This is a genomic window from Vibrio echinoideorum (genome assembly GCF_024347455.1).
In the GTDB taxonomy this organism is placed as follows: Bacteria; Pseudomonadota; Gammaproteobacteria; order Enterobacterales; family Vibrionaceae; genus Vibrio; species Vibrio echinoideorum.
Genome location: NZ_AP025483.1, coordinates 2,016,267 through 2,040,176 on the forward strand (window position 1 = coordinate 2,016,267; position 23,910 = coordinate 2,040,176).

The 23,910-nt window shown below is 43.0% G+C and carries 25 protein-coding genes and 2 pseudogenes; 16 read left to right on the plus strand and 11 right to left on the minus strand.

From position 1 onward, the window contains the following. The first annotated feature begins 102 nt into the window (after positions 1–102). From OCV36_RS09125 to OCV36_RS09135, 3 genes are all read left to right on the plus strand, one after another. On the plus strand, positions 103–378 hold the full coding sequence (locus OCV36_RS09125; protein WP_004734824.1) for an HU family DNA-binding protein: 276 nt from the start codon (positions 103–105) through the stop codon (positions 376–378). 40 nt (positions 379–418) lie between these two features. Further along, the gene (locus OCV36_RS09130; protein WP_017075157.1) at positions 419–565 is read left to right on the plus strand and encodes a hypothetical protein; all 147 of its coding nucleotides are present in this window, start codon (positions 419–421) and stop codon (positions 563–565) included. A 349-nt stretch (positions 566–914) separates the two neighbouring features. Then, positions 915–1,829, plus strand: coding sequence for a VirK/YbjX family protein (locus tag OCV36_RS09135; RefSeq protein WP_135454914.1), 915 nt, complete (start codon positions 915–917; stop codon positions 1,827–1,829). Between the two features lie 125 nt (positions 1,830–1,954). Here OCV36_RS09135 and OCV36_RS09140 read toward each other — a convergent pair. Together OCV36_RS09140 and OCV36_RS09145 are read right to left on the minus strand one after the other, a co-directional pair. Beyond that, a pseudogene (locus OCV36_RS09140) lies at positions 1,955–2,191 on the minus strand (Crp/Fnr family transcriptional regulator); the annotation flags it as partial. Continuing rightward, positions 2,184–2,336: pseudogene (locus OCV36_RS09145) on the minus strand (nicotinamide riboside transporter PnuC); the annotation flags it as partial. The pseudogenes OCV36_RS09140 and OCV36_RS09145, both read right to left, overlap by 8 nt. A 371-nt stretch (positions 2,337–2,707) precedes the next feature. Between OCV36_RS09145 and OCV36_RS09150 the strand changes: the two are divergent. Further along, on the plus strand, positions 2,708–2,908 hold the full coding sequence (locus OCV36_RS09150) for a hypothetical protein (protein WP_017075162.1): 201 nt from the start codon (positions 2,708–2,710) through the stop codon (positions 2,906–2,908). A 43-nt stretch (positions 2,909–2,951) separates the two neighbouring features. On the opposite strand, the gene OCV36_RS09155 is transcribed toward OCV36_RS09150, so the two are convergent. Both OCV36_RS09155 and OCV36_RS09160 read right to left on the minus strand, forming a co-directional pair. Continuing rightward, positions 2,952–4,019, minus strand: a complete 1,068-nt coding sequence (locus OCV36_RS09155) for a substrate-binding periplasmic protein (protein ID WP_135454916.1) — start codon at positions 4,017–4,019, stop codon at positions 2,952–2,954. 211 nt (positions 4,020–4,230) lie between these two features. Next, entirely contained in the window at positions 4,231–4,650 is a 420-nt protein-coding gene (locus OCV36_RS09160; protein ID WP_135454918.1) for a PaaI family thioesterase, read from the minus strand. A gap of 36 nt (positions 4,651–4,686) precedes the next feature. Between OCV36_RS09160 and OCV36_RS09165 the strand changes: the two genes are divergently transcribed. Continuing rightward, positions 4,687–4,965 carry a DUF134 domain-containing protein gene (locus OCV36_RS09165; RefSeq protein WP_017096978.1) on the plus strand — a complete coding sequence of 93 codons (279 nt, stop codon included), beginning with the start codon at positions 4,687–4,689 and terminating at the stop codon, positions 4,963–4,965. Between the two features lie 43 nt (positions 4,966–5,008). Here OCV36_RS09165 and nqrM read toward each other — a convergent pair whose 3' ends face one another. Both nqrM and OCV36_RS09175 read right to left on the minus strand, forming a co-directional pair. Continuing rightward, a complete protein-coding gene (gene nqrM / locus OCV36_RS09170) occupies positions 5,009–5,206 on the minus strand; it encodes a (Na+)-NQR maturation NqrM (protein WP_102552949.1) in 198 nt (65 codons plus the stop codon). Beyond that, positions 5,203–5,679 (minus strand): NifB/NifX family molybdenum-iron cluster-binding protein, encoded by a 477-nt coding sequence (locus OCV36_RS09175; protein WP_135454920.1) that lies wholly within the window; start codon positions 5,677–5,679, stop codon positions 5,203–5,205. The genes nqrM and OCV36_RS09175 overlap by 4 nt, the downstream gene beginning before the upstream one ends. A 269-nt stretch (positions 5,680–5,948) precedes the next feature. Between OCV36_RS09175 and OCV36_RS09180 the strand changes: the two genes are divergently transcribed. Then, on the plus strand, positions 5,949–6,746 hold the full coding sequence (locus tag OCV36_RS09180) for a DMT family transporter (RefSeq protein ID WP_245300900.1): 798 nt from the start codon (positions 5,949–5,951) through the stop codon (positions 6,744–6,746). A 164-nt stretch (positions 6,747–6,910) separates the two neighbouring features. Then, positions 6,911–8,146: a membrane dipeptidase gene (locus tag OCV36_RS09185; protein WP_135454924.1), complete on the plus strand. Its 1,236-nt coding sequence runs from the start codon at positions 6,911–6,913 to the stop codon at positions 8,144–8,146. Positions 8,147–8,914: 768 nt separating this feature from the next. Here the strand turns inward: OCV36_RS09185 and OCV36_RS09190 are convergent. Then, on the minus strand, positions 8,915–9,808 hold the full coding sequence (locus OCV36_RS09190) for a LysR family transcriptional regulator (protein ID WP_135454926.1): 894 nt from the start codon (positions 9,806–9,808) through the stop codon (positions 8,915–8,917). 140 nt (positions 9,809–9,948) lie between these two features. Between OCV36_RS09190 and OCV36_RS09195 the strand changes: the two genes are divergently transcribed. From OCV36_RS09195 to OCV36_RS09220, 6 genes are all read left to right on the plus strand, one after another. Then, entirely contained in the window at positions 9,949–10,596 is a 648-nt protein-coding gene (locus tag OCV36_RS09195; RefSeq protein ID WP_135454928.1) for a class I SAM-dependent methyltransferase, read from the plus strand. 210 nt (positions 10,597–10,806) lie between these two features. Then, positions 10,807–11,310 carry a YcxB family protein gene (locus tag OCV36_RS09200; RefSeq protein WP_065605588.1) on the plus strand — a complete coding sequence of 168 codons (504 nt, stop codon included), beginning with the start codon at positions 10,807–10,809 and terminating at the stop codon, positions 11,308–11,310. 79 nt (positions 11,311–11,389) lie between these two features. Next, complete coding sequence (locus OCV36_RS09205) at positions 11,390–12,115, plus strand: metallophosphoesterase family protein (RefSeq protein ID WP_135454930.1); 726 nt, start codon at positions 11,390–11,392, stop codon at positions 12,113–12,115. Positions 12,116–12,281: 166 nt separating this feature from the next. Next, complete coding sequence (locus OCV36_RS09210; protein ID WP_135454931.1) at positions 12,282–13,484, plus strand: YbfB/YjiJ family MFS transporter; 1,203 nt, start codon at positions 12,282–12,284, stop codon at positions 13,482–13,484. Positions 13,485–13,498: 14 nt separating this feature from the next. Then, positions 13,499–14,128: a glutathione S-transferase family protein gene (locus OCV36_RS09215; RefSeq protein WP_135454933.1), complete on the plus strand. Its 630-nt coding sequence runs from the start codon at positions 13,499–13,501 to the stop codon at positions 14,126–14,128. Between the two features lie 102 nt (positions 14,129–14,230). Further along, a complete protein-coding gene (locus OCV36_RS09220; RefSeq protein WP_135454935.1) occupies positions 14,231–16,291 on the plus strand; it encodes an FUSC family protein in 2,061 nt (686 codons plus the stop codon). Positions 16,292–16,425: 134 nt separating this feature from the next. Here the strand turns inward: OCV36_RS09220 and OCV36_RS09225 are convergent, their stop codons facing one another. The 3 genes from OCV36_RS09225 to OCV36_RS09235 all read right to left on the minus strand — a co-directional run bounded on the left by OCV36_RS09225 (position 16,426) and on the right by OCV36_RS09235 (position 19,680). Continuing rightward, on the minus strand, positions 16,426–17,448 hold the full coding sequence (locus OCV36_RS09225) for a DUF2955 domain-containing protein (RefSeq protein ID WP_135454937.1): 1,023 nt from the start codon (positions 17,446–17,448) through the stop codon (positions 16,426–16,428). 12 nt (positions 17,449–17,460) lie between these two features. Beyond that, complete coding sequence (locus OCV36_RS09230; RefSeq protein WP_135454940.1) at positions 17,461–18,510, minus strand: HlyD family secretion protein; 1,050 nt, start codon at positions 18,508–18,510, stop codon at positions 17,461–17,463. A gap of 273 nt (positions 18,511–18,783) precedes the next feature. After that, complete coding sequence (locus OCV36_RS09235; RefSeq protein ID WP_210114707.1) at positions 18,784–19,680, minus strand: LysR family transcriptional regulator; 897 nt, start codon at positions 19,678–19,680, stop codon at positions 18,784–18,786. A gap of 122 nt (positions 19,681–19,802) precedes the next feature. On the opposite strand from OCV36_RS09235, the gene accD reads away from it, so the two are divergent. The 3 genes from accD (at position 19,803) to OCV36_RS09250 (ending at position 22,861) form a co-directional block, all read left to right on the plus strand. Continuing rightward, complete coding sequence (gene accD, locus OCV36_RS09240) at positions 19,803–20,675, plus strand: acetyl-CoA carboxylase, carboxyltransferase subunit beta (protein WP_135454944.1); 873 nt, start codon at positions 19,803–19,805, stop codon at positions 20,673–20,675. Positions 20,676–21,286: 611 nt separating this feature from the next. After that, the gene (locus OCV36_RS09245; RefSeq protein ID WP_135454946.1) at positions 21,287–22,381 is read left to right on the plus strand and encodes a methyl-accepting chemotaxis protein; all 1,095 of its coding nucleotides are present in this window, start codon (positions 21,287–21,289) and stop codon (positions 22,379–22,381) included. A gap of 237 nt (positions 22,382–22,618) precedes the next feature. Further along, the gene (locus tag OCV36_RS09250; protein ID WP_017075180.1) at positions 22,619–22,861 is read left to right on the plus strand and encodes a hypothetical protein; all 243 of its coding nucleotides are present in this window, start codon (positions 22,619–22,621) and stop codon (positions 22,859–22,861) included. A 429-nt stretch (positions 22,862–23,290) separates the two neighbouring features. On the opposite strand, the gene OCV36_RS09255 is transcribed toward OCV36_RS09250, so the two are convergent. Further along, positions 23,291–23,653, minus strand: coding sequence for a NirD/YgiW/YdeI family stress tolerance protein (locus OCV36_RS09255; RefSeq protein ID WP_017075181.1), 363 nt, complete (start codon positions 23,651–23,653; stop codon positions 23,291–23,293). Positions 23,654–23,910: the final 257 nt, after the last annotated feature.

Below are 23,910 nucleotides of genomic sequence, written 5' to 3' on the forward strand. Positions count from 1 at the left end.
ACCCTGCCTAGGTGTTAACACTATTTCAGCCCTTATTGCTAAGATAGAATAAGCTTGGCCTTAAAGATAAGCGCCAGCCGTACTCAATAAGGAATATAGAATATGAATAAATCTCAGTTGGTTGAACACATCGCAACTTCAGCAGACATATCAAAAGATCAAGCAGGTTCAGCGTTAAACGCACTTGTTGAAGGTATCTCAAACACATTGGCTAAGGGTGATGATGTTGCCATCCTTGGTTTCGGTAGCTTCAAAGTTAATTCTCGTGCTGCTCGTACTGGTCGTAACCCACGAACAGGAGAAGAGATTCAAATTTCAGCATCAAAAACGCCTGCATTTAAAGCAGGTAAAGCATTAAAAGAGTCATGTAACGCTTAGAGTCAATACCAACTCAAAGCAGAATCCAAGGAAGATTACGATGTCTATAACTAAAGAAAAAGTTAAAGCTAGCCGCAGTAAAAAAGCAGGCAAGTCAACCAAAGTACAAGCCGAAACGCCGAAGACTCGTCAACGTATTGAAGAGCTTCTCGAACAACGTGAATTGGCCAAACTGTTAGAGTTATAGTTTATTCTCCTTCTAATGCCACTGCAGCCTTGTAGTGGCATTGTTTGTTTAAGAACCAGCCCTCCCTGATTCCCCACATCTATCCGTGATTTGAGCTCCTCCCCCAAGACAATTGTGACACTACAATCACATGGTTAAGAACCCTACATTGATTAAACCGCGTTCAACATGATTGGAAAGCTGGACACTATCTGAACGCTAAGTAACTGACTCAATTACATTGTCATACATACCCATACATACCTAAATTGCACTTTTCATTATCATCATCGGCATTGATGTTTATGAGAGTAAATGAAGTGGTTCGCACGCTGATGTGTTCGGGCACTGCTTCTTTGTTGAGGTGATTATGAATGTAGTTCGTATGGGAATTGACGCAAATGTCCATAAAAATAAGGGCAAATACAAGGCGATAGTTAAGTTTGCAGTTCGAGCGTTATTTTATTATTCAGACACTAGAAAAATGAATGAGAACTTCAGCTCTATCGAAAGAAAGCTCTTATTTAAAAAACAACCGAACTTCCTATCTAAGTTTGTCACACCTTATTTATGTACTGACTTTAGTAAGAAAGAGAAAATCGACATATTATCAAAGCATTATGATTGGTTCGAAGATAAGTTCACTACAACAGCTCGCCATCAAATATATAACGAAAGACTTAACCTTTTAGAGCTAGAGATTGATGAACAAGCCTATTTTCTGAACTTGAGCTTTGAGAGAAACGCCAGAAAAGAAGGCGAATTGACCCTTTCCCTCACTGACTCTATGCTGAACAAAATGTACACCATATCATTCACTGTATTTAATAATGATATCTACATTGGTGGCGTACAAGGTGGAGCAAATGACAATGGATTTAGCCGCACGTTTACAAAGGCATTCTATGGTTTGAGACCTAAATCATTCATGGTAGAAACGCTGCGATTAATGGCCACCAGCTTAGGTATCAATCACATTTATGCGGTCAACGAATCTGGGCATGTTTCGAACTCATTACGCTACGGTAAAAAAGGGAAAGCGATAAGCCTTAAATACAATTGCTTATGGGAAGAGCACGACGGACAACAACACGATAAGTGTTTTTATACGCTGCCGATCCAGCCTACAAGGAAAGACCTTGAGACTCTTAAACGCCAAAAACGAAAATTATATCGTGAACGTTATGCCTGGTTAGATCAGTATGAACAAGATCTACATAACGTAATGAGTCAGCACACTCATGGTTCTGACGTACCAACAATTCAACTAGCAAAGGTTAGCTGATTTAATTCTGTTGAATAGAACATTTGGCCTCGCAATCGCGGGCCTTTAAGTATCACGTCTTCCTGTTATCCTCATCACTAGGGATCAAATCACCCTCCGAACTCAGCGGAATCACCTGCTTACTCTCACTCGTACGAGTCAATAAACGCTTGAAGTGCCTGCTGATCGATAATCTCCAACCCTTGTTGCCCTTTCTTGATAAAACCTTTAGCGAGTAAGTCCTTAACCGCTCTTCGGTATACCCTGCTCGATGTACCAAATCGTTCCGCTTCTTGATTCACTTTATCGAAACCGCCTAACACGGTATTTGTCTGACTTTGAACCAATAAGTCGTAGGCAATGTTGTAGGTAATTGAGTGTAGAAATGGTTTTTTCTTGGCTTGCAAACCAAATACACAACAGGCCAAATACAGTGCCAAAAGCTTCAATCCAGCTCATGGCATAACCATCCCCTATTGGGATGTTGACTAAGGTATTATTGATATCAAGTAGGGCGAATAGGTCCATAAAAGTGTCCTTTATTATTTGTTTTTTAGTAGCACTTATCTTATTGCGCCTTCAGAAACAAATAGGAGGACATTTGTCCCCCCTAGATTGCATGCGATCATAAATCAGAATAATAATTGGCGAAATTGAAATTCATCGTAATAAGTTCAACTGTTCCTCACACATTCAATCCTTTGCGTATATCTCCATTAATGAAAAGAACCACTTCCAAAAACGAAACTTTAGCTTACTGGTTTTAGGCGGATATCGCGTTGACGGGCGCGTTTGAGAAGCGCATTCTTTAATTTCGAACAGAACAAACTTTAACCTCACGAGAGTGTGATTAACCGATCCCTTGTTCTGGTAACGCATCTAATTGAATGGCAGGTCACATGAATAAGATTGTTATGTTAGTAATGGGGCTGTTTTTCACCAGTCGATTGTTTGCCAGTATTGTTCCGCATGCTAGTCAACTGGAACACGATGCACCTATCCTAATTCGCTCAGCATTGATTGTTGGTGTTGCGGCTTATGCCGTCTGGACAGCAGTTAAATATTTCAAAAAGAACAAAGCCTCTAGTTCAGAAATGTAGCAGTAAGAACCCAGAAAGCTTTGTAGTATTCCGCTGTTGTTGATTATTGGTCCGCAAAATAGTCGACCAAGATTTTACGCCACTTTCGCGACTCACGAATCTTCAATAATGCACGGTTTATCTCTTCTTCGTACGCGTTGTTTTCCGTAATGATAAAGCCATAATTTTGCTTTTCTAATTGGTAAGGCAACACTTCCAGATCTTCAAATTGCCCGCTTATTCTGCCATTACCAATCATATATTTGAGAACCACATCATCCGCAACAATCGCTTCCACTTCGCCTTCCTCTAAAGCCGCTAACAGTCTTGGCATATCGATATAACTCTTGTGTCGAATACCAAAACTGGTGAGTATTAAAGAAGACGTCGTTGCGACTTTTGCCCCAACGTCCACGTTCGCAAGATCATTGATGCCTTTAATCTGCGAAGAGCCTTGACTAAGCGTGAGCTTGCTGGCTAATACGGCAGTAATACTGGCGATGAACACCGTGGCAATTCGCCCAGTTAAGCTCTTAAACTCAAAGTAATTGAATGGACCTCGAGTGATGAACAGCAATCCCAGTATGAAGCTTTCTAACCAACGACCCGTTCTGCTTTTCATCGAGTAGAGTTTTTCATTTTCTCCGTGTCCCAATAGGTAAAAAAACGCACCTATTAAGCCGGAGATAAAGATGATGACACCAATGATTATCCATAAGGCGGGGTTTAAGAATATGGAATGTAGGGAGTGAAGATAACCTTGCTTCTTAACGGCGATCGCGAGATGAGTTTCGTAAAAGGAGTGGGAAAAGTCAGCGAACAACTCACGTTCTGGAGTGATTGAAATGCAGGATACACCGATGTCGATTTGCTCTGTTTCAATGGAATTGAGTAAGTCATCCAAGCGATGAGTCTCTATCGTAAACTCAACCTCCATTTCCTTCGCTATCTGCTCCCAAAGCTCGATACTCAGGCCATTCCATTCACCTTCCATAGAACTAATTACAAAAGGCGGACAAGGGTATACACCGACTTTAAGGGGAGAAGAAGAAGCAAAAGCACTGAAGAATAGAAAAAGAGAAACGATTGAAGTGACACTGTATCGGAGTGTCAATTTGAAGAATTTGTGCATCAGCAGCCCTCCGGAAGAAGACAGCAATGAATTGAATACGAAGGCTCGACTAATGACACACATCAGCGCGATCAGAAGTGAAGAAAGTTTATGATAAATTCAGTACTGCCCTAGCTTTAATAGTTATTACCTTAACTATAGAAAACCTCTATTTATTGTGCAAAAGAATGGGCGTAACAAACTAACGGCATAGGAAATCTCGGATCGATAACTAGTGAGATGACATGAACTGGCTTTGTGCCGATGAACACAACTTTCCGCACTGCGTAATTTGGCTTTCTAAGAAATAGATATTTCGTCTGCTTTTGACCCATCGTGCGCGAACTTCCAGTTCTTGACCAATCGAAATTGGATGATGGAAACGAGACGTTAAGCTGACCGTCATGGCAGTGATGTTATTTTGGAACAAGCAATGCAGCATCGCGCTGTCGTGTAACGCGGTGACAATGCCACCCTGCATGATGCCATCGTAGCCCTCAGCTTTATCTGTTGGTACAATCTTGGCCCTGGTTTTATATTTAGCTAAAGCCTCGTGCTCACTAACGGCTTCAAAACAAATCAGGCTGTCTGAAAAGAAGCCTTGGCTGCACACTTGGCAACGCCGATGGTTGTGAGGAATGAAAACCTTCATACTTACCTTTTAACCTTTAATACTTAGAGATTGTATATGGCTCGACCAAAAAAACATCGCCAGTTATGCACCCGAGCGGCTTACTCTTGTTTTAAGCCTAATGGCGTTCCTATGGACGAGCTTCATAAAGAAGAATTGCTATTAGAAGAATTGGAAGCACTGCGATTGGCTGATCAAGAAGGACTGAGCCAACTTGAAGCCGCTGAACAAATGCAGGTGTCTCGCCAAACGTTCGGCAACATCATTAAACGTGCACGAACCAAGGTCGCCAAGTGCATCGTCAACGGCCACGCGTTAGTGATTCAAGGCTCATAGTTCGAAGCTTTAACGTTGCTTGTCGAGAGACCCCTAAAGAGCCTTAACTTGATGGTTCAGAGATTTGATATAGCTTTCGGCTATGCCCTTCACATACGTCTTTGCAATTACATTCACGCTCAATATCTATCTGCGCCAACCCTCCACAACTGCCTTTAATTGGTTGGCGTGAGAAAATCACACCGATCGCCATCAACGTAACGATTCCAATGAAGCCTAATAGTGTTAGTAGGAATGTCATTTACGACACCCTCGTATAACGCCTAGTTGATTCGGTTGTGACGTAAAAATCGCGGCGCCTTTCTTGCGCCCTTCCTCACCGCATCCTTTATTATTGCAACCTCTCTGACTGTGTCCTTTTTTACTGTGACAAACGTTGCGAGGCTCTCGACCATAATCTAAATCGGTCACTTCTTGCAGATTATCAAAATCCAAAGCTCCGATTTCCACCTTCCTTGTTGTTGCCAACACTCTAATATTGTTATTGAACAAGTGCGCCAGCATCCTCTTTCCTATGTGACGGACAACGACAGCCTGCACGTCGTAAGAACGGAGGACTGAAATCCATTGCTTCTTTTTATTGCAAGACGAGTCGGACTCAACCAAAGGAACCATCTGCTTTATTTGTCGTTGGTCATCCACAATCGCTATCTGTGGTGAACGAGCAAAATGGTTGCCGACATGAAGATTAAGACAAGGTACTGCGTATAACATGGTAACTCCCTGTTATTGGTGATCAGGCGTTCAGCATACTCCTCATTATTGGCATATGCCAATAACTGTAATGTGAAAAATTAGATTTACTGTTTGTAGAGATCCTAACGATGAATAGGCAAAATCTAATAAAACATCGGATATCAATTGAATACAGCGGTTAAACTCTGAACAATCACTAAGTATGAAAATCTGACACGCACACGAGGAAAATCACTATCTCATCAACAATTCTTTGGGTGGTTGGCACACTGATATCATTCAGTTTGATGGCCGTTGGTGCGCGAGAGCTCAGTGGCAACATCAGTACTTATCAAGTGTTACTTGTTCGAAGTGTCATTGGTTTATGCGTCGTGTCATTTTTGATCTTCGCGTCTAAGCAAAAGGAGCTGTTTTCTACGAACCGACTCCCCTTGCATAGCCTGCGTAATGTCTTTCACTTTGGTGGGCAATTTGGCTGGTTTGTTGGAATTGGGCTACTTCCTTTGTCGGAAGTGTTTGCGCTTGAGTTCACCGTTCCACTATGGACGGCACTATTGGCAAGTCTCTTTCTGGGGGAAAGCCTCACACTAAAGAAAATGACGGCTATCGCATTAGGGTTGTTGGGCGTTGTTATCATTGTTCAACCCACACAAGACGTCATAAGTGTTGGGGCGATTATCGTGCTGTGCGCTGCATTTTGTTACTCCGTAGCGCATACCTCGACTAAATCGTTAGCCAGTACAGAGGCTCCGCTGACGATCCTGTTCTACATGTGCTTAATTCAACTGCCCATAGACTTGGTTCTCTCTTGGCAAACATGCAAAACGCCATCAGCGTTAGAATCGGTTTGGTTATTGGTCGTCGCCCTTTCGGCACTCTCCGCTCACTATTGTTTGACCAAAGCCATGAAGAACGCCGAAGTCACGTTGGTGATGATACTCGATTTCTTCCGCCTACCAGCTATCGCCGTTGTCGGCATTCTGCTGTATGACGAGCCATTAACGCCCGCGCTCATCATTGGTGGCGTGGTTATGCTGTTCGGGAACCTGTTAGTTACCTATAAAAGCAATCGCCGCAATCAATAGCAAGAGACCTCGCAATCGCAAAACCATAGTTTTATCTATCCGTAATCCGATTAACAAGAATAACACAGCCATGTCGCGAAATGCACATTTTCAACGCTGGGTTCCTTTATTATCTCCTACATCAACAGCGCACTTAACTCGCTAACTAATGTAGAGGTTACATCATGAAAAAATTAATCCTAGCCGCAATAATCGCATCACTATCAACTGGTGTAAGCGCATCTATTGAAACATTAGATTGGCATGAATTTGCTTCACCAGAAGCGCAGAAGTTCGCACAAGAAACCCTTGTGTTAGACTTTTATGCCTCTCCTAGCGCTGTTGGCTTCACTGAAGATTCTGATGTTGCTCGCTATATCGACCTTGCTCATGAGCGTGGCATAACAGGTGCATCAGTAACGATTGCTGCACCTCACACACCAAATATGTTGGCATTTAAATCTGAACATGCGAAGTGGACAAAAGCATCAGCGTCTGCGAAGACACCTATTCGTTATGTTGAGAGCGTTGAAGACTTCCAACTAGCTCATGATAACGGTGAATACGCGATAATGTGGGCAAGCCAAACAACTATGCCTTTGGAAGGTGATGCTTCAAATGTTGCAGTCATGGCTCAACACGGCATCAAAACAATGCAACTCACCTACAACGAGACAGAGCTTACAGGTTCTGGTGTTATCTCTATGATAAACGGCGATAAATCAGGCCTAACCGAGTTTGGTAAAGAAGTGATCGATGAAATGGTGAAACACGGTATCACGGTTGATCTCTCTCATACGTCTCACTACACAACCGAAGATATTACCGACTACATGCAGAAGCACCATAAAGGTGTGCCGGTTATCTATTCGCATTCGCCAGTTGCATCAACTTACGGCTGTAAGCCTCATGAAACACTGACTGAAACGAAGCAGCGTATGGCAGAGAAAAACCTACAAAAGGACCACCCCGATTACCGTTTATCTGCGTGCTACCGATTAATTTCTGATCAGCAAGCGGAGACTGTTGCCGAAATGGGCGGTGTAGTTGCAGTTACTGCGACAGAATTCATGATGGACGGCGTTTGGCCTGAAGACATCTCGCCACAACAATTTGCAGAGATGATTGATGGTGCGGTAAAAGTAGCAGGTATTGACCACGTCGGCATCGCAACTGATGACATGATGACAACAGCGAAAGTGGTACCTTTTGCCGTTGCTAATGCTGACAAGTACGCTGATAACGGCTACATGGTGGAAGCATTCAACAAAGGCGCGACAGGCTGTGCAGAGCTGTCAAAACACATTGCAGGTGTTGTCGATACTTTATGGGAAATGGGTTACTCAAATGAAGATCTTGCTAAACTATTCGGCGGTAACTTAATGCGTGTTTACGAACAAACATGGACACCAAAAGCTTAAATTATTTTGCCCACAGAAATGTGGGCTTTTTTGTCATCATTGGGCTCTAAACGATTATCGCATTGAGCCAATAGATCCTTATATCTCTCCTCTTTCCCAAGATACGCTTACTGGCTACTAGACATTGCTATTAATAGAACAGAGAGCGATGTCTAACACCCTGTATATTTCACGTTTTTGTTTTGTGACATCTTCATAATGCTAGTTTAATAGAACGCTGTGACTGCCTACCTTGAACAGGATGTACGTTGAACCATCAACTTCGAACCAATTGAACGTTCCATGCTGATTGTACGTCGTCATTGTTCTGTTTATTTTCAAGAGATATACACCAGAAGAGCCAAACAAGCAGACGCACATAACCCGAAGAAAGAAAAAAGAACCCCGCCCTAATGCAATCTTTTCATTTTCTGGCATTGCCCTGCTTTGTTGCCAGCCAAGATCACGAACCTCATCCTTCGTAAGGTTTAAGTCTAATTCTTCAATGTATCTATCGAGCTCATCATTGTGCACTGATCCAATCATCTTCTATCCCCTCTAGCCGTTTGATTCGTATTTTATGGCTACCCTGTGTTTAGTTAAATTAGATAATTTATAACAGGCGTTAAGGCAAATAGAACATAATGAAGAGCAGGTTAACGAACGCCTTCCACTTCCTCACCTAGTTGCTTTATGAGGGCTAGTGAACTTGTATGGTTGCTTCAATGATAGAGGTTCAACAACAGGAGCTTCAAGGTTAATTAAGCTCCTTACTTCTTCTTATCAATACTATTTTGATAATTCTTTACTCAAAAATTTAAAGACATATTGGATTCTCCGATTGGTTCTAAGTTCACGATGAGTCACAAGCCAAAGCTCCGTTGAGACAGCCCCCAATTCCGGCAGCACTTTCTCTACACCATCTGCAGGTTGAACCAAGCTTTCTTGAAAAAAACCAATACCAACGCCTTGTTTGACTAACTCCCAATAGACTGTGTGATTGCTTGTCGTAACTGGAAAGCTCTCAGTGGTAAGCCTTAAACCGCGCCGATTTAACATCGAAATAATGTCTTGATAATCAGATGGGCCGATAAAAGCAGCGTGATTAAAATCAGACAAAGCTTGCGGATTATCGATTGAATCAAGATAGGAGCTTGTCGCATAAAGGTAGAAATGATCATTTCGGATCTTCTTAGCGATTAGGTCTAACTGCTCAGGCCTGTAAGATCGGATAGCAATATCGGCCTCCCTGCGTTTCAAATCACTGCTCACGTTAGATGCGACCAATTCAATCGTAATTTTGGGTTCAACACGCCTCAACTTCGATATGATCGCAGGCAACTCATAAACCGCCATACTCTCTGATGCACTGATGCAAACCGAACCTTCTAATAACTCTGACTTCCCAGAAGCTGCTAGGGATAAATGGGCTGCAGCATTCCCCATACTCTTTACACACTCAGCCAATTCGACACCACTTGGCGTTAACTCAAGCCCTTTACCTACACGCTCAAATAGAGCAACTTTAAGTTGCTTCTCTAATGCATTGACTTGCCGACTCAACGTTGGCTGAGAGCTATTTAAAGCCTTCGCTGCCGCTGACAAAGAACCCAACTCAGCTGTTGCAAGAAAAGCTCTCGCATGATTCCAATCAAAATCTACCGCCTTCCAATCTATTCGCATATGAATACCTTTTATGCATTTTCGCCTCTATCAATCCATAATAGCATCGATAGAATGTAGTTAATTTGTGAATTTCAACTCATCAAGATCCAACTCAGGCAACAGATGTATGGTTTAACAAAACTGAAAGGTGGTAGGTAATGAACAAGACTGAAAACTTCTGGAATAAGGCGTCAAAAGGTTATGACAAGTCTGAGGCTCGCTTTGAATACATACATAACATGACAAGAGAAGATGCCAAAAAGCACCTCAATGTTAGCAATGTGGTACTGGATTATGGATGTGGAACAGGCACAAAATCATGCGAGTTAGCGAGCCATGTTAAGGAAATTCATGCCATTGATATATCAGCAGAGATGGTCGAAGCAGCAAAAAATAAAGCCGCTAATAACAACATAGAAAATGTCCATTTTTCCCAAGCTACTATCTTTGACAACGAATACGAAAACGAGTCATTTGATGTGATCTTCGCTTTCAACATGTTACACACTGTTGATAACCCCCATCATGTCGTTCAACGGATACACGAGCTACTAAAGCCTAATGGGCTATTGATTTCGAGCACACCTTGTCTAGGGGGAAGAAAGTCTTTATTGGTTAGCATGCAGATTCATCTGGTTAGAATACTTTCGAAGATCGGAATCATCCCCATCACGATCAAGCAATACAAAAGCTTTGATTTAGACAATTTATTAATAGAAGGTGATTTCCAGATAACGGAAGCCAAAGAGATATACAAAGGGGCATCCAGTTACTTTGCTGTCTCAAGAAAATCAAACCGCCATTAATTAGAGCTAAGAAATACACTGATTATTCAGAGTTAGAATCCCATCGGCTATAAAGTGAATACGCCCCGTCGGTATTATTGATTTACAAAAGAGCATCAAAACCGTTAAAGAAAAGTACCGACAAGCGATACAATACTGGAATTACGAGATTGCAGCGCAGCAGCCCCTTTATAGAAATCTCATTCACAGAAAACATTAAAGTAGCCAGACATGTCTAAAGATCCCGGTTTCACCACAGAGTACATCCTCGACAAGACGTTTTTCACAGAGTGTTATGATCAAACTAGCCTTCCAACTCAATTTCCAAAAGCCTATTTAAAAGGAATACTGTTTCTTATTTTTGGTGTGGTTTTATTAGAGTTTGAACTACTACCTAACGGTTACGTTGGCTGGTTCTTTATTGTTTTGAGTGTGATTGAAGCGTTCAGTGTGTACTGCAAGAGAACCTGGTGGATATGGCGACAAAAAATTAGCTCAGGTGCTGGCAGCAAAGTGGTCTTTCAAGGTGACGTTAACGGTGTGAGTTATAAAAACGCTAAAAACACCAATACTATCGCTTGGACTGACATATCCCAACTGCAACAGACCGATTTAGGCTTTATCCTTCATATTGGTAAACAGCGCCAATATGTCAGTAAGTCTTGTTTAAGCGATGAAGCCATTGCGTTTATGGTTGAGCAACACGAAGCTTCTAAAGCACCTAAAGCAAATTAGCATCAATAAATGCCTGCCAATTTGGCAGGCATTTTTCTATCACCTTTGATAATGCGTATGGCACAACCGGACAACAACAATGAACACCATTTACCAAATCAGTGATTGTCATCTTTCAGATGAATCCAGCTATGAGAACCTGCGGAGAGCCCTGGAATACGTCAGCAAAGACACAGCATGCAAGACCATTTTTCTGACCGGTGATATTTGTTGTAACCCAAAACCGGGAGACTACGTTCGATTAGAAGGGTTCATTAGAGAACACATTAACGAACAATCTATTTACGCGATTGCGGGCAACCATGACGACTCTTGCTTAATGCGCACAGAGCTAAAAGGTTCGACGATTTTCGTCACAGATAAAGCAATGATCAATGAACGAAAGTTTGTATTTCTGGACTCTAGCTTCAAGCCGTTGGATACGCGTCACCCACTCGGTTCAGGGCGCATTGATAACCGTGGAATGACAAAGCTAAAACAACAGTTAAGAAAAGCCAATGACCCTATCGTGGTTGTTCACCACCCTGTCATTCCAGTCGGTGCACCGTGGATGAAAGCCATCCGTCTAGAAAACGAGGCCGATGTGATGAACGTGCTTAGCAAGTATCACGTGCGTGAGGTTATTTGCGGCCACGGCCATAACGGGATAACGGAGACACAACAAGGCGTAACCCAATACATGGCACCTTCAACAGCCTACGGCTTTGACCACTCGATCAATAAATACAATCGCAGCGAGAAGATTGGAATAAGTCGAATTCGTTTGTCGACTAACTCAATCGACTATCAAGCTGTGTATCTTTGACATTGAACTGAGTTCAAAAGAATGAACCCCAATGTAAATGACCAATCTGACATTTACAGAGAATATCAATCATCATCAAACTCCACACATTAGAGTAAAAACTCATTTGAGGGCACTCAGGTTAAAATGTTAGCGTAATGTTACAAACGCAAACATCAGGCGCGACATGCAGCAAATAAAACTCTTAAACCGCGCTACCTTCGCAGGGCTTGCGGCAACATTAGTCGGCAATGGTATTGGCCGATTTGCCTACATAGCCTTGATGCCAGTGCTCATACAGAGCGGATGGTTCTCAAGTGAAGATGCCTCAACGCTTGGGGCTGCAACGCTGATTGGTTATATCTTTGGGGCTCCTGTTTCAAGCTTTTTACAGCGATATTATTCAACAGGCACACTCATACGCGCCGCTCTTTTATTGAGCAGCTTTAGTTATCTTGGTTGTGCCTTAAAGTCTGCCCCTTTTGAATGGTTTTTAACACTGAGAACCATTGCAGGAATATCGGGAGCCATTCTTATGGTGCTCGCACCCCCCCTGATCGCGAGCCTTCACCCGCAAGAGATGAAGGCAAGAGTCAGTGGCGTCGTATTCTCAGGGATCGGGCTTGGTGCCATGATCTCAGGAACGATCATACCTCTGCTTATCTATCAAAGTGTGGAAAGCGCATGGTTAGCTATGGGAGCCATCGCTTTTCTAGCGACCGTCCTTACATGGAACACATGGAGTATTGAGGTTAAGCAGAGTCATTGTACGATGAGCCCAGCTTCGTTTAGAGACTTATCTAAGCGTAAACGTGTCAGTATTCGACTTGTACTTTTAGCCTATACCTTTAGCGCCATTGGTTACTTACCTCATACTCTTTTTTGGGTCGACTATATTGTTCGTGAGCTAGGGATGAGTTTTGCAAGCGGCGGCTTTTATTGGGCCGTATTTGGCATCGGTGCCGCAATTGGGCCAATAGTGACCGGTGTATTAGGTGATAAGATCGGGCTCAAAAAAGCGTTATTAGCTGCGTTTTTTTGCAAAGCAATTGGCGTTGCACTGCCCCTATTAAGCACCAGTGACGTTGCGCTTTTTGTTTCGTCCTTACTCGTAGGTATGTTCACTCCAGGTATCGTCACACTCGTATCAACTTACACCTTAGAACTCGTTGGCACGCAACTTCATACGAAATCTTGGGGAGCCATGACAATGGCTTTTGCTATCTCGCAAGGCGTGGTTGGCTTTGTGATGGCTCATTACGCCCCACAATTAAGCAGCTATAACGTCCTATTTATGATCAGCTCAAGTTCACTCATTCTATCGATTGTCTGCATTGTATTTACATCAACTGGGCAGAAAACATTAAACATTGCTCAAACAAGTTCTTAGCAAAGGAATCGCTCATGAAACTGTATTTAAATGATACCTCACCATTCTCACGAGCGGTGTTGGCCACTGCCTACCTGTGTAATGCACCACTTGAACTTGAATGGGTCGATCCATGGCAGACACCCCAAGCATTAGTCACAATCAATCCATTTAGTACCATTCCGGTACTAGAAACCCGTGATGGTATTGCACTCACCGAGAGCTCAATGATCTGTGAGTTCTTATTACAGGCTTACCCAACTAAAACACTCATATTAACCAAGGCTAATGATGCTAAACGCATGTCGTTATTGGGGACGAGCAAGACTCTTATGGAAGTGGCATTTCGCTGCGCTGCATTGAGCCGTTTTGACGCTGCACAAAATGTGCTGACAGTTAGAGGAAAGGAAGGTATTCGAAGAAGCGTTCAATCACTTATCGAACAACTGAATAACACTCATGATTTACTTCAACCTGATTTCTCAACGTTGTACCTACACGTTGCGTTAGATTACGTTCTGTTCAGACACGCGAGTTTGCTCTCGGAAGGAGAAGTAAACACCCTCTCTACCGCATTACAAAACTCCCCGTTCAAAGACACACTGGCAACGTTAAACCTAGACTCACTTTCCAATAAGCCAAGCTATCACGAGCTATGCCTATAAAAGAGGTTTTCAGCGCTTCAGTTTATCAATCTGTGATTGAAACCAGCACAATGTAGAGGTTTGACGTTACACTGAATGAGACACAGCAAGTTAAGAGGGTCTATGACGTTTTCTCCTGCCATTCTGCGTAAAATCTGGTACTCCCCTTCTATTAACCTAGGGCTTCGCGCCACCAGTGCCATTGTGCTGTTTCTCGGCTTAGGTTTACTGTCGAATCACATCAATATTGCCATGACCGCTCTCATGACCATGCCAGCGGCTTTAATTAGTGGACTTGATGCCGCAGGCCCTAGGCGGTGGGCACGTTTTGCGATTACCGCAACCGCTTGGGGAATCACTTTGGCCACCAGTTACGCTCTGCTGATCAGCGGGCTGCCTTTATGGTTAACCTATGGCGCAATGGGTGCCTTGCTTGCCAGTGCTGCGGTCAATGGTCCATTTTGGGCGCGACTTGGCATGTCTAGCCTCCTAATTGCTGTCGTCACCCTATCACTCCATAATTCCAACACAACGCTAAGCTTGTACCCAATGCTGGTACTTGGGCCCCTTACTTTTGCACTGTTTAGTTGGCTTTGGTTTGCCCTGTGGAAACATTATGCGCTGCGCGTGTGTCTTTCTGCGATTTACGAAACGTTGGCAGACTACATCCAATATCGCCAAGCCTTCTTGTTAGGAGGCGAAAATGAAGCGCCCAAAAGACGCATAAAATATCAGATCATCGAGTTGTTCCAACAGGCACTTCAATCCGAATCCTTTCGCTCTAAGCACGAAGATGCTGACTCGCTCCGACAAGCCTTGTTCCTCGCTCTTGATACGTTTGAAGTGATACTCAGCAGCCACACAACAAATCCAGACCTATTAAGCCAATTTCAGTCAAGTAAGCCAAAGAGAGACTTGTTATTGGTTTGGAGCCAACATTGTCAGCAAAGGCTAAGACACAAAACCAAACAGCTTTTGCACAATACGAACCAAGAGACGGAGCACTTAAGCTCATTAGAGCAAGAAGCCAATGACTTGATTGAATCGGTAAAGCTTGAAGACCAGCCCCGCTTTCGTTATTGGGCCTACGCAGTAAAGCACATTTCCCGTCGTATTGAGCTTAATGAACCCGCTTATGAACGTTCTTTTGAAGTGCAGCCGTTCGAATTGTCTTTTCGTTTGCCAAACCGAGGCAATCCGATTTGGCGTCATGTTACTCGTGTCGGTTTAATGTTCGCACTTGGTGCTGGGATTGCGGAATACTTTGAATTGATTCGCCCTGATTGGGTTCTGATTTCGATGTTAATGGTGATTCAGCCAAGCTTCTTGGCAACACGCAGTAAAACTTGGCAACGTTGTTTGGGTACGGCGCTTGGCGTACTCTTTGCGACTTTCTTAATTCATATTGGCGTACCAACGACCGCGATGTATACGCTAATGGTCATCCTCTTGCCCGTCGCGATGCTTAATATCATGCGCAATTACTCGCTAGCCATTGGTTGTATTACCGCGCTACTGATTTTGATTTATCAAACCATGGCGCACCAAGGGCTCAATTTCGCAGCACCACGTTTGATCGACAACATCGTCGGTGGCGCCATTGTGCTACTCGGTTATGGTTTGTTATGGCCGCAATGGCGAGGTAAAGAGATCCACAATCAAGCGTTAACAGCATTGAATCGCTCAAAAAGCTTGTTTGTGTATTGCTATGAACAATTGCAAATCGACACCGAACAACGTGACCACATGGCCTTAACCAAGCAACGTGCTGCGATGCTCACGGCAGAAAGCGACCTTGAGCTGATTTACAACGAGATGCAGCAAGAGCCAAAACATACTCGAGCCGATCCTCACTATTATGAAGATATGCTGAGTCATTATCGATTATTAAGCCATTACCTCTGCTTGCTGATTCCGTTAGTCAGAAAAGGCACGCAATACCAAGGCTCTCAACAAGTCGAACACTTAATTCATGATGCGATGAACGCGTTAATCAATACCATTCGTGATAATCGCGTCTATGAACTGCCCGCACTAACCAATAAAACCGATACCGATCACCCAACTTCCACAACGGGTCAACGCTCAGTAGAAGAAATCATCTGGTTGGCGCTGATGACAATTAAGCAAATGCACGATTTAGTTCGGCGTAATCTTGAAAACGGAAAGTTTGAAAACGAATAAGCTAGGCACCAAAATACAGACCTATGGATGATGACTCATAAAGATTTAGAAGATTCAGCCAGAGTGAAAGCATTTTTTAATTTTATGAAAGGTGCAATCAAATCAAACCATAATCGGTTGGCCGGATTTGATTATTAGCGAACGAGTACCGGCTCTTCACCATTAGGCTTACGAACAAAATGACACAAAGCCCACAGCACAAACAAAGTTACAGTCAGCTCCCAAGCGCGTAGGAAGGTACTTTCCAACCCCAAATTGCTACTGGTCATGTACAACTGAATCGGCAGCATGGTCGCTAATAACGCATCGGCATGAACGTCTCTAGCTGGACCTTTCGCTTTGGTCATTGATGCGGTGATCATAAAGGCAAGCAAGCCCAACACTATGGTGTAGTAACCGAATGTAGACTGATGCCCTGCCATCAACAAGGTGAACACCACGGCTAATGCACAGCCACCTACTTGAGTTTGAAAACGGCGGTCAACCACGTCGATAAAGCTTTTGTGTGTGGTTTGGGTTGCGGCAGTAATCACTGGCACCATGCAGAACGTTGCAGAGATGATGTCGACAATCATCAAGAATGCTAAACCAAGACCAATCAACGCGAGTGAAATTGCTCTGCTCTCAAATGTGACGGGCTGTTCTTTAAATACAGGAGGCTTTCTTTCTTGCTCAACAGGGAGAAGAGCCACCATGGTTTTTGCTACTACCATGGTAATCAACATGGATACCAAAATTTCATGAATACGCATCGGCATATCCATGGTGGTGTGCTGGGCAAACACCACAATCAAAATCCAGTTGAAGGTTGGCATCAACATTTGACCTTTCTTCGCCGGCGTAGTGGCTCGACGACGCATAAAGTCGAAGAAGAACAGGCTAATTGTCCACACCACAAACGGATGCTGTGAAAACACCTCGGTCACCACCAACGCTGTACTTGCTGCCAATAAAGTGGGTGACAAGGTACGGATCAAGCCAAGCCAAGAGTAATCTTTGTTCTTGGTCATGATGATGGTTGGATACAATGCCAGATAAACGGGAGAGTTTAGGTTTAGTAGCTTTCCCAACACCATACAAATCGTCACAGTAAGTGCGACACGCAGCGCTTCATTACGTTGAGAATGACCCTGAGCGGTGTTTTCGAATGTCCACATAGTCATCTCCTACTAGTAGATGTAGCGAAATATTGAAACCAAGTGGATCCAAGCAGAGCCAATGACGTGCATTATTGGATTGCCGCTTTCAACAATCACACTCGCTCGTGAACCTGAGATCATCGAAGGATCCAGTTCGTTAACAGCAATGCGGGTACGTACTTTCTGTTGCTCACGGATCCAACGCGTATCATTGGTCACGTTAGAGAGCTTGCCGTTGGCATTATTGGTGTCGTAAATCGCACGCTCTTGGCTACTCACTTCACCAGTAAAGACTTTGCCCGGTAGCGCATCAAAAGAGACTAAAACTTCGCGGCCATTAGTGAGCTTATCAATGCCTTTCTCATTGAAGTCCGCACTGATCCACGCATGAGCTTCGTCCACCAGCAGCAATGATGAAGTACCTTGAGTGATATAACTGCCCGATTGCAATTGTAAGTTGGTCACGACACCTTCTGTTTGCGCGACGACTTGAGTGTGGCCTAAATCCAGTTCCGCACTGGCAAGTTTTGCTTCTGCTAATTCAATTGCCGCTGTGCGGTCTTGGGTAGATAACTCAACCTCAATACGTTTCACTTCTGCGTTCGCAGCTTCAACCGCACTACTCGCAACTTGTGTATTGGTGGTTGCGTCATCAAGATCTTGCTCAGTCGCGAGCCCTTTGTTACGTAGCTTTTGGTTACGTGCGAGTTTCTGTTTCGCGTTGTGATATTCAAATCCTCGTTGGCTTTGTGTTTGTTTCGCTGCTGCTAACTGCTGCCATTTCGCTGAATCAGAATCACGGGCTTGATGTAGTTCGGCTTTCGCTTGTGCCACTTTCAATTGGTAACTGCTGGTATCGATAGCAAATAATGGCTGACCTTTTTCAACCAACTCGCCATTACTAACCATGACATCGGTAATCACACCGGACACTTCTGGCGCAATGGTCGCTACGTTACGATACAAAGTCGCTTGAGTGGTAAAAGGGGAAACATTATCTGAGGTGACTAAAAAAGCGGAGAACAATGCTGCCGCTGAAAAAACAGTGTAAATAGCGTATCTATAAAAATTTTCGTTCATGCTTGTGCCTAGTTTTCATTCGTTATGAAGCGCCGCGCTCACGGCTTATTCGATTCTCTTTTCTACGAAAACTAGGTTATAACCATTCACAAATGGAAAATAGGACCAATAAAAGAAGTGTGAATTCCATATTTGGAAAGGTTGATAACTTGTACCGATTTCGCTCAATGGTTGAGCGAATAGCTCAGATAGGGATGTATTGAAACGTTAGAAGACGGAATCAAGGGGATCCTAGGAGGAAATTGACAGTGGAACCTCACGCACCAACCCAAATTACTTTCCTTGCTCCTGTAAATGCTCAATGAAAGCCGGAACCTTTTTCGCTATGTGCTTTCTTGATGCATAAAAAGCGTATAAGACTAGGTCTTCAGGTTGATATTCAAGCTCTATAATCTCCAGTGCACCTGTCTTTATCTCATAACGACATAATTCAACAGGGAGTATCGCGAAACCCAATCCAGCCAATGCACCAGCCTTCGCAATCTGCCCGCTGTTTACCTTAAACGCAGATTGAACCCTTTGAGTTAAAAGCTCACCTGTCGCGTTTTTGAATATCCAAGGTGTTCCATTTAAAGCAGTAAAACTGTTAATGCACGGGACGTGTTTCAAATCCGTAATCTGAAAAGGTTTAGAGGTTGTTTGCAGGAGTTTGGGGGACGCCACGACAGCGCTAGGCCAGCGTTTAATCTCTTTCGCGATCCAATTATTGTCTTCTAGCTTTCCTCGGTGAAAACTTAGAATAACGTCAAAACCATCCACAAAATCCTCTTTAGGGCTGATGCTCGTATCGCAACATAATGAAATGGAAGGATGCAGGGCACAAAAGGAAACGACGGCTTGGGCTAATTCCGGTGAATCTGGCATGAGTACGTTGAGCTGCCCCATCACCTCACGAGAGTGCTGTGTTACCTCCTCGAGCGCATCATTGAGTTTGTCCAACAATGGCTGAGTTCGCAGATATAGGTGATCCCCTGCTTTTGTCGAAGCAATTCGGCGAGTCGTTCTATCGAATAATCGAACGTCTAGTTGCTCTTCCAACAAAGCGATGTGGCGACTGACGTTTGATGTCGGTAAACACAGAAACTCTGCGGCTCTTTTAAAGCTATTGTTCTCATAAACGCAATGAAAGCTTTTTAGCCATTGTTGATCAATCTTCTCAAGCATTCCCATCAATCCCACTCATTCCAATAATCCCACCAGATTGGATCATAAAGCCCATATTAGACACTTTATTACCAGAAACAGGCTTATACAATACTCATCATTAAAAAGTGAACTGGATAAGGTTTCCAATGAGTTGGTTAGAAAAGCTATTAGATAACAAAAAGGTAATCAGTACACGTAGAGCGAATATTCCTGAAGGAGTATGGACAAAATGCCCCTCTTGCGACCAGATTCTGTACAGCATAGCCCTTAAAGAAAATCTGGAGGTGTGTCCAAAATGCGACCACCACATGAGGATGTCCGCACGCTGTCGCTTAGAAAATTTTTTAGATAATGGCGAGCGAACTGAGATTGGCAGTGAACATGAACCGAAAGACTTACTAAAATTTAAGGATAAGAAACGCTACACCGAACGCCTGGCTCTTGCTCAAAAGAACACAGGAGAAAAGGATGCGTTAGTGGCCTTGAAGGGAGAGCTTTTAGGATTACCTGTTGTAGCGTGCGCTTTCGAATTTTCTTTTATGGCAGGCTCAATGGGGGCCGTTGTGGGCGCTCGCTTTGTTGACGCTGTTGATGCAGCAATCGTGGCTAACTGTGGATTAGTATGCTTTTCGGCTTGTGGTGGAGCGCGCATGCAAGAATCGCTCATGGCTTTAATGCAAATGGCAAAAACAAGTGCTGCTTTAATGCGACTATCAGATGCAAAGCTCCCTTATATCTCCGTATTGACCGATCAAACTTTTGGCGGTGTATCGGCAAGTATTGCGATGTTAGGTGATATCAATATCGGTGAACCCAAAGCGAGAATTGGTTTTGCCGGACGTCGTGTAATTGAGCAAACAGTACGAGAAAAGTTACCTGAAGATTTTCAGCAGAGCGAGTTCCTATTAGAGCATGGCGCATTAGACATGATTATTGATAGACGTGAGATGCGCAAAAGGATTGCAAGTCTCATCGCAATGATGACCAATACACGTATTCAAGCTCAACAACGGTACTAACCTCCCCCTCTAACTCCCCTCAAATGAACTTTAACGGTCTCTTTAGATTAACTGTAGAGGGACCGCTGAACTGAAGCTGCACTTGCCTTGCACTTATCACGATCGGTATTCAGTTTCCTTCATACGATCAACAAGAGTACCATTTTGTGCCAACCACCCAGAATTTTAGCCCTACGCTTTCGAAAGAAGTTCATTTTCAAATATTGTGCTCAACTCTTTTTTCAATCCATGAAGCCTGAAAGAAGCGTCTTGTATATCTGGTTTCCAATAATTCCTCCGAATATAAAAACGAGTCAGGCCTGAAAAATTAACTCCATGTACAACTTCGGTGAACTCACATTTATTCTAATTCACTCGAGCTGCCTTATCCTCGATAAAAGTTATTTAACAAGGTACGAGGACAAAGTAGTTCATAGTTATAACATAGGAATTTAAATAACAATTTTATCAGTTCAAATGTTTAATTACTCCAAATACTCAATGAAGGTAACATGCCTATAATATTTTGTTACAATCCTGTCGATAATAATTATCGTGAAGCCCAATACGTTATCAATCCACACCAGTTATTAGCTTAACCAATAACTCATTGAGTTATATATAGGTATTTTATGTTTGGAATAAAAAGAATTAAATTAGAAAATGAAGTACTCAAGCAGGAACTAGCCGACCTAAAAAAGAAGTATGAAGCTGATGTAAACGCCCTCGAAAGTCAGTTCCAAAATTCTCAACATATTGTTCAGTCAGCACAGCAAGAACAGCACCACAGTGATGAAATGATGTCTAATTGTTTGAAAGGTGGAGATATGCTCAAAACCATTCAAAAAGAGATGGTTGAAAGTGCTAAATCTATCGCTCATGAGAACCTAGAACTTCAGCAATTGGATGATATGTTTAAGCAGACGCATCAAGCATTAGTACGTCTAGATAACCGAGCGGTTAATATCGGCACTCAAGCATCTCAAAGTATTGAATCTGTGAATATATTGGATCACACTGCCGGTGCTATTTCTAACCTTGTATCTACCATTCAAGAAATTTCTGACCAAACCAACTTATTGGCATTAAATGCTGCTATCGAGGCTGCACGCGCAGGTGAAGCAGGACGTGGGTTTGCTGTCGTCGCCGATGAAGTAAGAACCCTTGCAGGTAAAGCCAGCGAAGCCAGTGAAAAAATTGATTCATTGGTGAAACAAGTGTTGACTCAAGTAAATGCGATTAAAACCTCTATCGATGAAAACCAAGTTTGTGCTGAAGAAGTTTCAGCATCTTCTGCACAAATTAGTTCTATTGTTAATGAAGTCGTTGTGAAGTCTGAAAACATGAAGCAAGTTATTCATATTGCTTCTACTCGCGCTTTCTTAGATTCGGTGAAGCTCGATCACGCCATTTGGAAAAATAACACCTATCGTTTACTACGAAGCGGTGCCTTTAGTGAAACGATCAATACTCACTCAGAGTGTCGTTTAGGTCAGTGGTATTATCGCGGTGATGGCAAAGCTTACAACCACTTGAGAAGTTATCAATTGCTTGAGGATCCTCATAAAGAGGTGCATGACAACGGTCGTAAAGCAATGAATCAGGCAGCATCTGGTAACATTGAAGGGACAATTAAATCAGTTAAAGCGATGGAAGACGCAAGTATACAAGTTGTCTTTCAAATCGATCGTTTAATGAATGAAATCATAGAAACTGAAACAAAGTAGCATTGGGCGTCAGCTTTCCACTGGATTACGAAACGAGGTGTTTCGTAATTTATCTTTGCCTCTTTCCTACTATCAATAAGAGGTTGAAGAAGTAAACCGTACCTAGCTACATTCCTTTGGATTACTGTATTTACACTAGATTCTTATGGTTAAAATGCCGTATTGTACAAACAATCAAATTATAAATACTCGCGGCCTTGCCACAGAGACTCTCCATTTTAAACGAAAAGACTTACTATGAATTTTGATATCAATGCACTAAAACACCACCAACTGGTCGAAGATGGTCAACTCGAAGGGTGTTACATTCATCAGCCAGTACAGGGCAGTCAGCCAGATGATAAAGCTGTTTTAACAGAGCGCCAAGCGCTGGAAAATCTGGGGTATAAGGTGGTACAGGTTAAAGCTAAAGGCGGGACAACAACGTTTGCCGAGGCTATGCAAGAACTTGCGAAGAAGACTGGCCACCAGCCTAAATAGTAAACGAGTGAGCAGAGAGAGTTACAACGTTCTCTAACGACAGTTTTTTGAGTCTCTCTGCCGAGTAATCTCAACATGAGCCATTTCATGCTGACAACCAATGGAGCAGACACTTTTTGCGTCAGTGAGTTAGCTCCTGTTCTCACCGTTTTCCCCAGAATGAGTCACCGCTATATTTGGTCCCAAACACAAAAATGGGTTGGTACAGCCGAAATTCAGTCTATTACCTAAGAATCTAGCTTTATTAGAGACGGAGACTGTTTACTGAATTAATGTTGGACGGGTATGGCACTTAGCTATGAGTTATGAGCAATAACACAAAGTAAATACATGTTCTCTATTTGTCATAGTTCTAAAACTTTAAAGGAGCCACAATGAGCTCCTTTGAGGTTTAAGTTATTGCTACAGTTACTACTGCATTCACTCGATTTAGCTACCAATCGCAATTCTATCAACTTCAATTGTTGCCTCTTCCCAACTATCTTTTTCAACGTTGCCAACAATCGTTATCTTGTCATTTGGAGCAATCGTCAAACCAGCCCAAGCTTCATCCTCTACTTCGATCACAATTGTGTTTTTGCCATCAGTAAACTTGTACTCGTCATCTCCCAAAGAGTGCACAATGTTACCCGTCACCTGAACTTGGGTATCATCTCTTGCTTCTAGGACTTGAGCAACCGTAACAGGAGCGCTAGCCGTCGGGCCATTAAATCCGCCCGTTGCTGGTAAAGTGTTTGCTGTTGCTAAGCCTGAAGCCAGAACCAGTGTAGTAGCAATAAGTACGTTTTTCATAAGAACCTCTAAGGAATCATAGTTTGTTTTGATGGGTGTACTATGCAGGAGGTGGTATTAATCGCGGATGAAAGTAGCGTTCATAATTCATTCATGTTGAAAATACGTAGAATGATAATACCCAAAAAAACCATAACCATATGATCTTAATGGTGATCTTAATGGTGATCTTAAACGCTATCTTAATCGAATAATTTTACTTTTTACGAAAATCATTCATTTTCTAGAGCTCTTGCTCTTTGGTATTCAGTATTAGC

What these genes read in the sequence shown, in the direction of transcription:
- OCV36_RS09125 (WP_004734824.1), top strand. Translation starts at nt 103, where the DNA reads ATGAATAAATCTCAGTTGGTTGAACACATCGCAACTTCAGCAGACATA.
- OCV36_RS09130 (WP_017075157.1), top strand. Translation starts at nt 419, where the DNA reads ATGTCTATAACTAAAGAAAAAGTTAAAGCTAGCCGCAGTAAAAAAGCA.
- OCV36_RS09135 (WP_135454914.1), top strand. Translation starts at nt 915, where the DNA reads ATGAATGTAGTTCGTATGGGAATTGACGCAAATGTCCATAAAAATAAG.
- OCV36_RS09150 (WP_017075162.1), top strand. Translation starts at nt 2,708, where the DNA reads ATGAATAAGATTGTTATGTTAGTAATGGGGCTGTTTTTCACCAGTCGA.
- OCV36_RS09155 (WP_135454916.1), bottom strand. Translation starts at nt 4,019, where the DNA reads ATGCACAAATTCTTCAAATTGACACTCCGATACAGTGTCACTTCAATC.
- OCV36_RS09160 (WP_135454918.1), bottom strand. Translation starts at nt 4,650, where the DNA reads ATGAAGGTTTTCATTCCTCACAACCATCGGCGTTGCCAAGTGTGCAGC.
- OCV36_RS09165 (WP_017096978.1), top strand. Translation starts at nt 4,687, where the DNA reads ATGGCTCGACCAAAAAAACATCGCCAGTTATGCACCCGAGCGGCTTAC.
- nqrM (WP_102552949.1), bottom strand. Translation starts at nt 5,206, where the DNA reads ATGACATTCCTACTAACACTATTAGGCTTCATTGGAATCGTTACGTTG.
- OCV36_RS09175 (WP_135454920.1), bottom strand. Translation starts at nt 5,679, where the DNA reads ATGTTATACGCAGTACCTTGTCTTAATCTTCATGTCGGCAACCATTTT.
- OCV36_RS09180 (WP_245300900.1), top strand. Translation starts at nt 5,949, where the DNA reads ATGGCCGTTGGTGCGCGAGAGCTCAGTGGCAACATCAGTACTTATCAA.
- OCV36_RS09185 (WP_135454924.1), top strand. Translation starts at nt 6,911, where the DNA reads ATGAAAAAATTAATCCTAGCCGCAATAATCGCATCACTATCAACTGGT.
- OCV36_RS09190 (WP_135454926.1), bottom strand. Translation starts at nt 9,808, where the DNA reads ATGCGAATAGATTGGAAGGCGGTAGATTTTGATTGGAATCATGCGAGA.
- OCV36_RS09195 (WP_135454928.1), top strand. Translation starts at nt 9,949, where the DNA reads ATGAACAAGACTGAAAACTTCTGGAATAAGGCGTCAAAAGGTTATGAC.
- OCV36_RS09200 (WP_065605588.1), top strand. Translation starts at nt 10,807, where the DNA reads ATGTCTAAAGATCCCGGTTTCACCACAGAGTACATCCTCGACAAGACG.
- OCV36_RS09205 (WP_135454930.1), top strand. Translation starts at nt 11,390, where the DNA reads ATGAACACCATTTACCAAATCAGTGATTGTCATCTTTCAGATGAATCC.
- OCV36_RS09210 (WP_135454931.1), top strand. Translation starts at nt 12,282, where the DNA reads ATGCAGCAAATAAAACTCTTAAACCGCGCTACCTTCGCAGGGCTTGCG.
- OCV36_RS09215 (WP_135454933.1), top strand. Translation starts at nt 13,499, where the DNA reads ATGAAACTGTATTTAAATGATACCTCACCATTCTCACGAGCGGTGTTG.
- OCV36_RS09220 (WP_135454935.1), top strand. Translation starts at nt 14,231, where the DNA reads ATGACGTTTTCTCCTGCCATTCTGCGTAAAATCTGGTACTCCCCTTCT.
- OCV36_RS09225 (WP_135454937.1), bottom strand. Translation starts at nt 17,448, where the DNA reads ATGTGGACATTCGAAAACACCGCTCAGGGTCATTCTCAACGTAATGAA.
- OCV36_RS09230 (WP_135454940.1), bottom strand. Translation starts at nt 18,510, where the DNA reads ATGAACGAAAATTTTTATAGATACGCTATTTACACTGTTTTTTCAGCG.
- OCV36_RS09235 (WP_210114707.1), bottom strand. Translation starts at nt 19,680, where the DNA reads ATGGGAATGCTTGAGAAGATTGATCAACAATGGCTAAAAAGCTTTCAT.
- accD (WP_135454944.1), top strand. Translation starts at nt 19,803, where the DNA reads ATGAGTTGGTTAGAAAAGCTATTAGATAACAAAAAGGTAATCAGTACA.
- OCV36_RS09245 (WP_135454946.1), top strand. Translation starts at nt 21,287, where the DNA reads ATGTTTGGAATAAAAAGAATTAAATTAGAAAATGAAGTACTCAAGCAG.
- OCV36_RS09250 (WP_017075180.1), top strand. Translation starts at nt 22,619, where the DNA reads ATGAATTTTGATATCAATGCACTAAAACACCACCAACTGGTCGAAGAT.
- OCV36_RS09255 (WP_017075181.1), bottom strand. Translation starts at nt 23,653, where the DNA reads ATGAAAAACGTACTTATTGCTACTACACTGGTTCTGGCTTCAGGCTTA.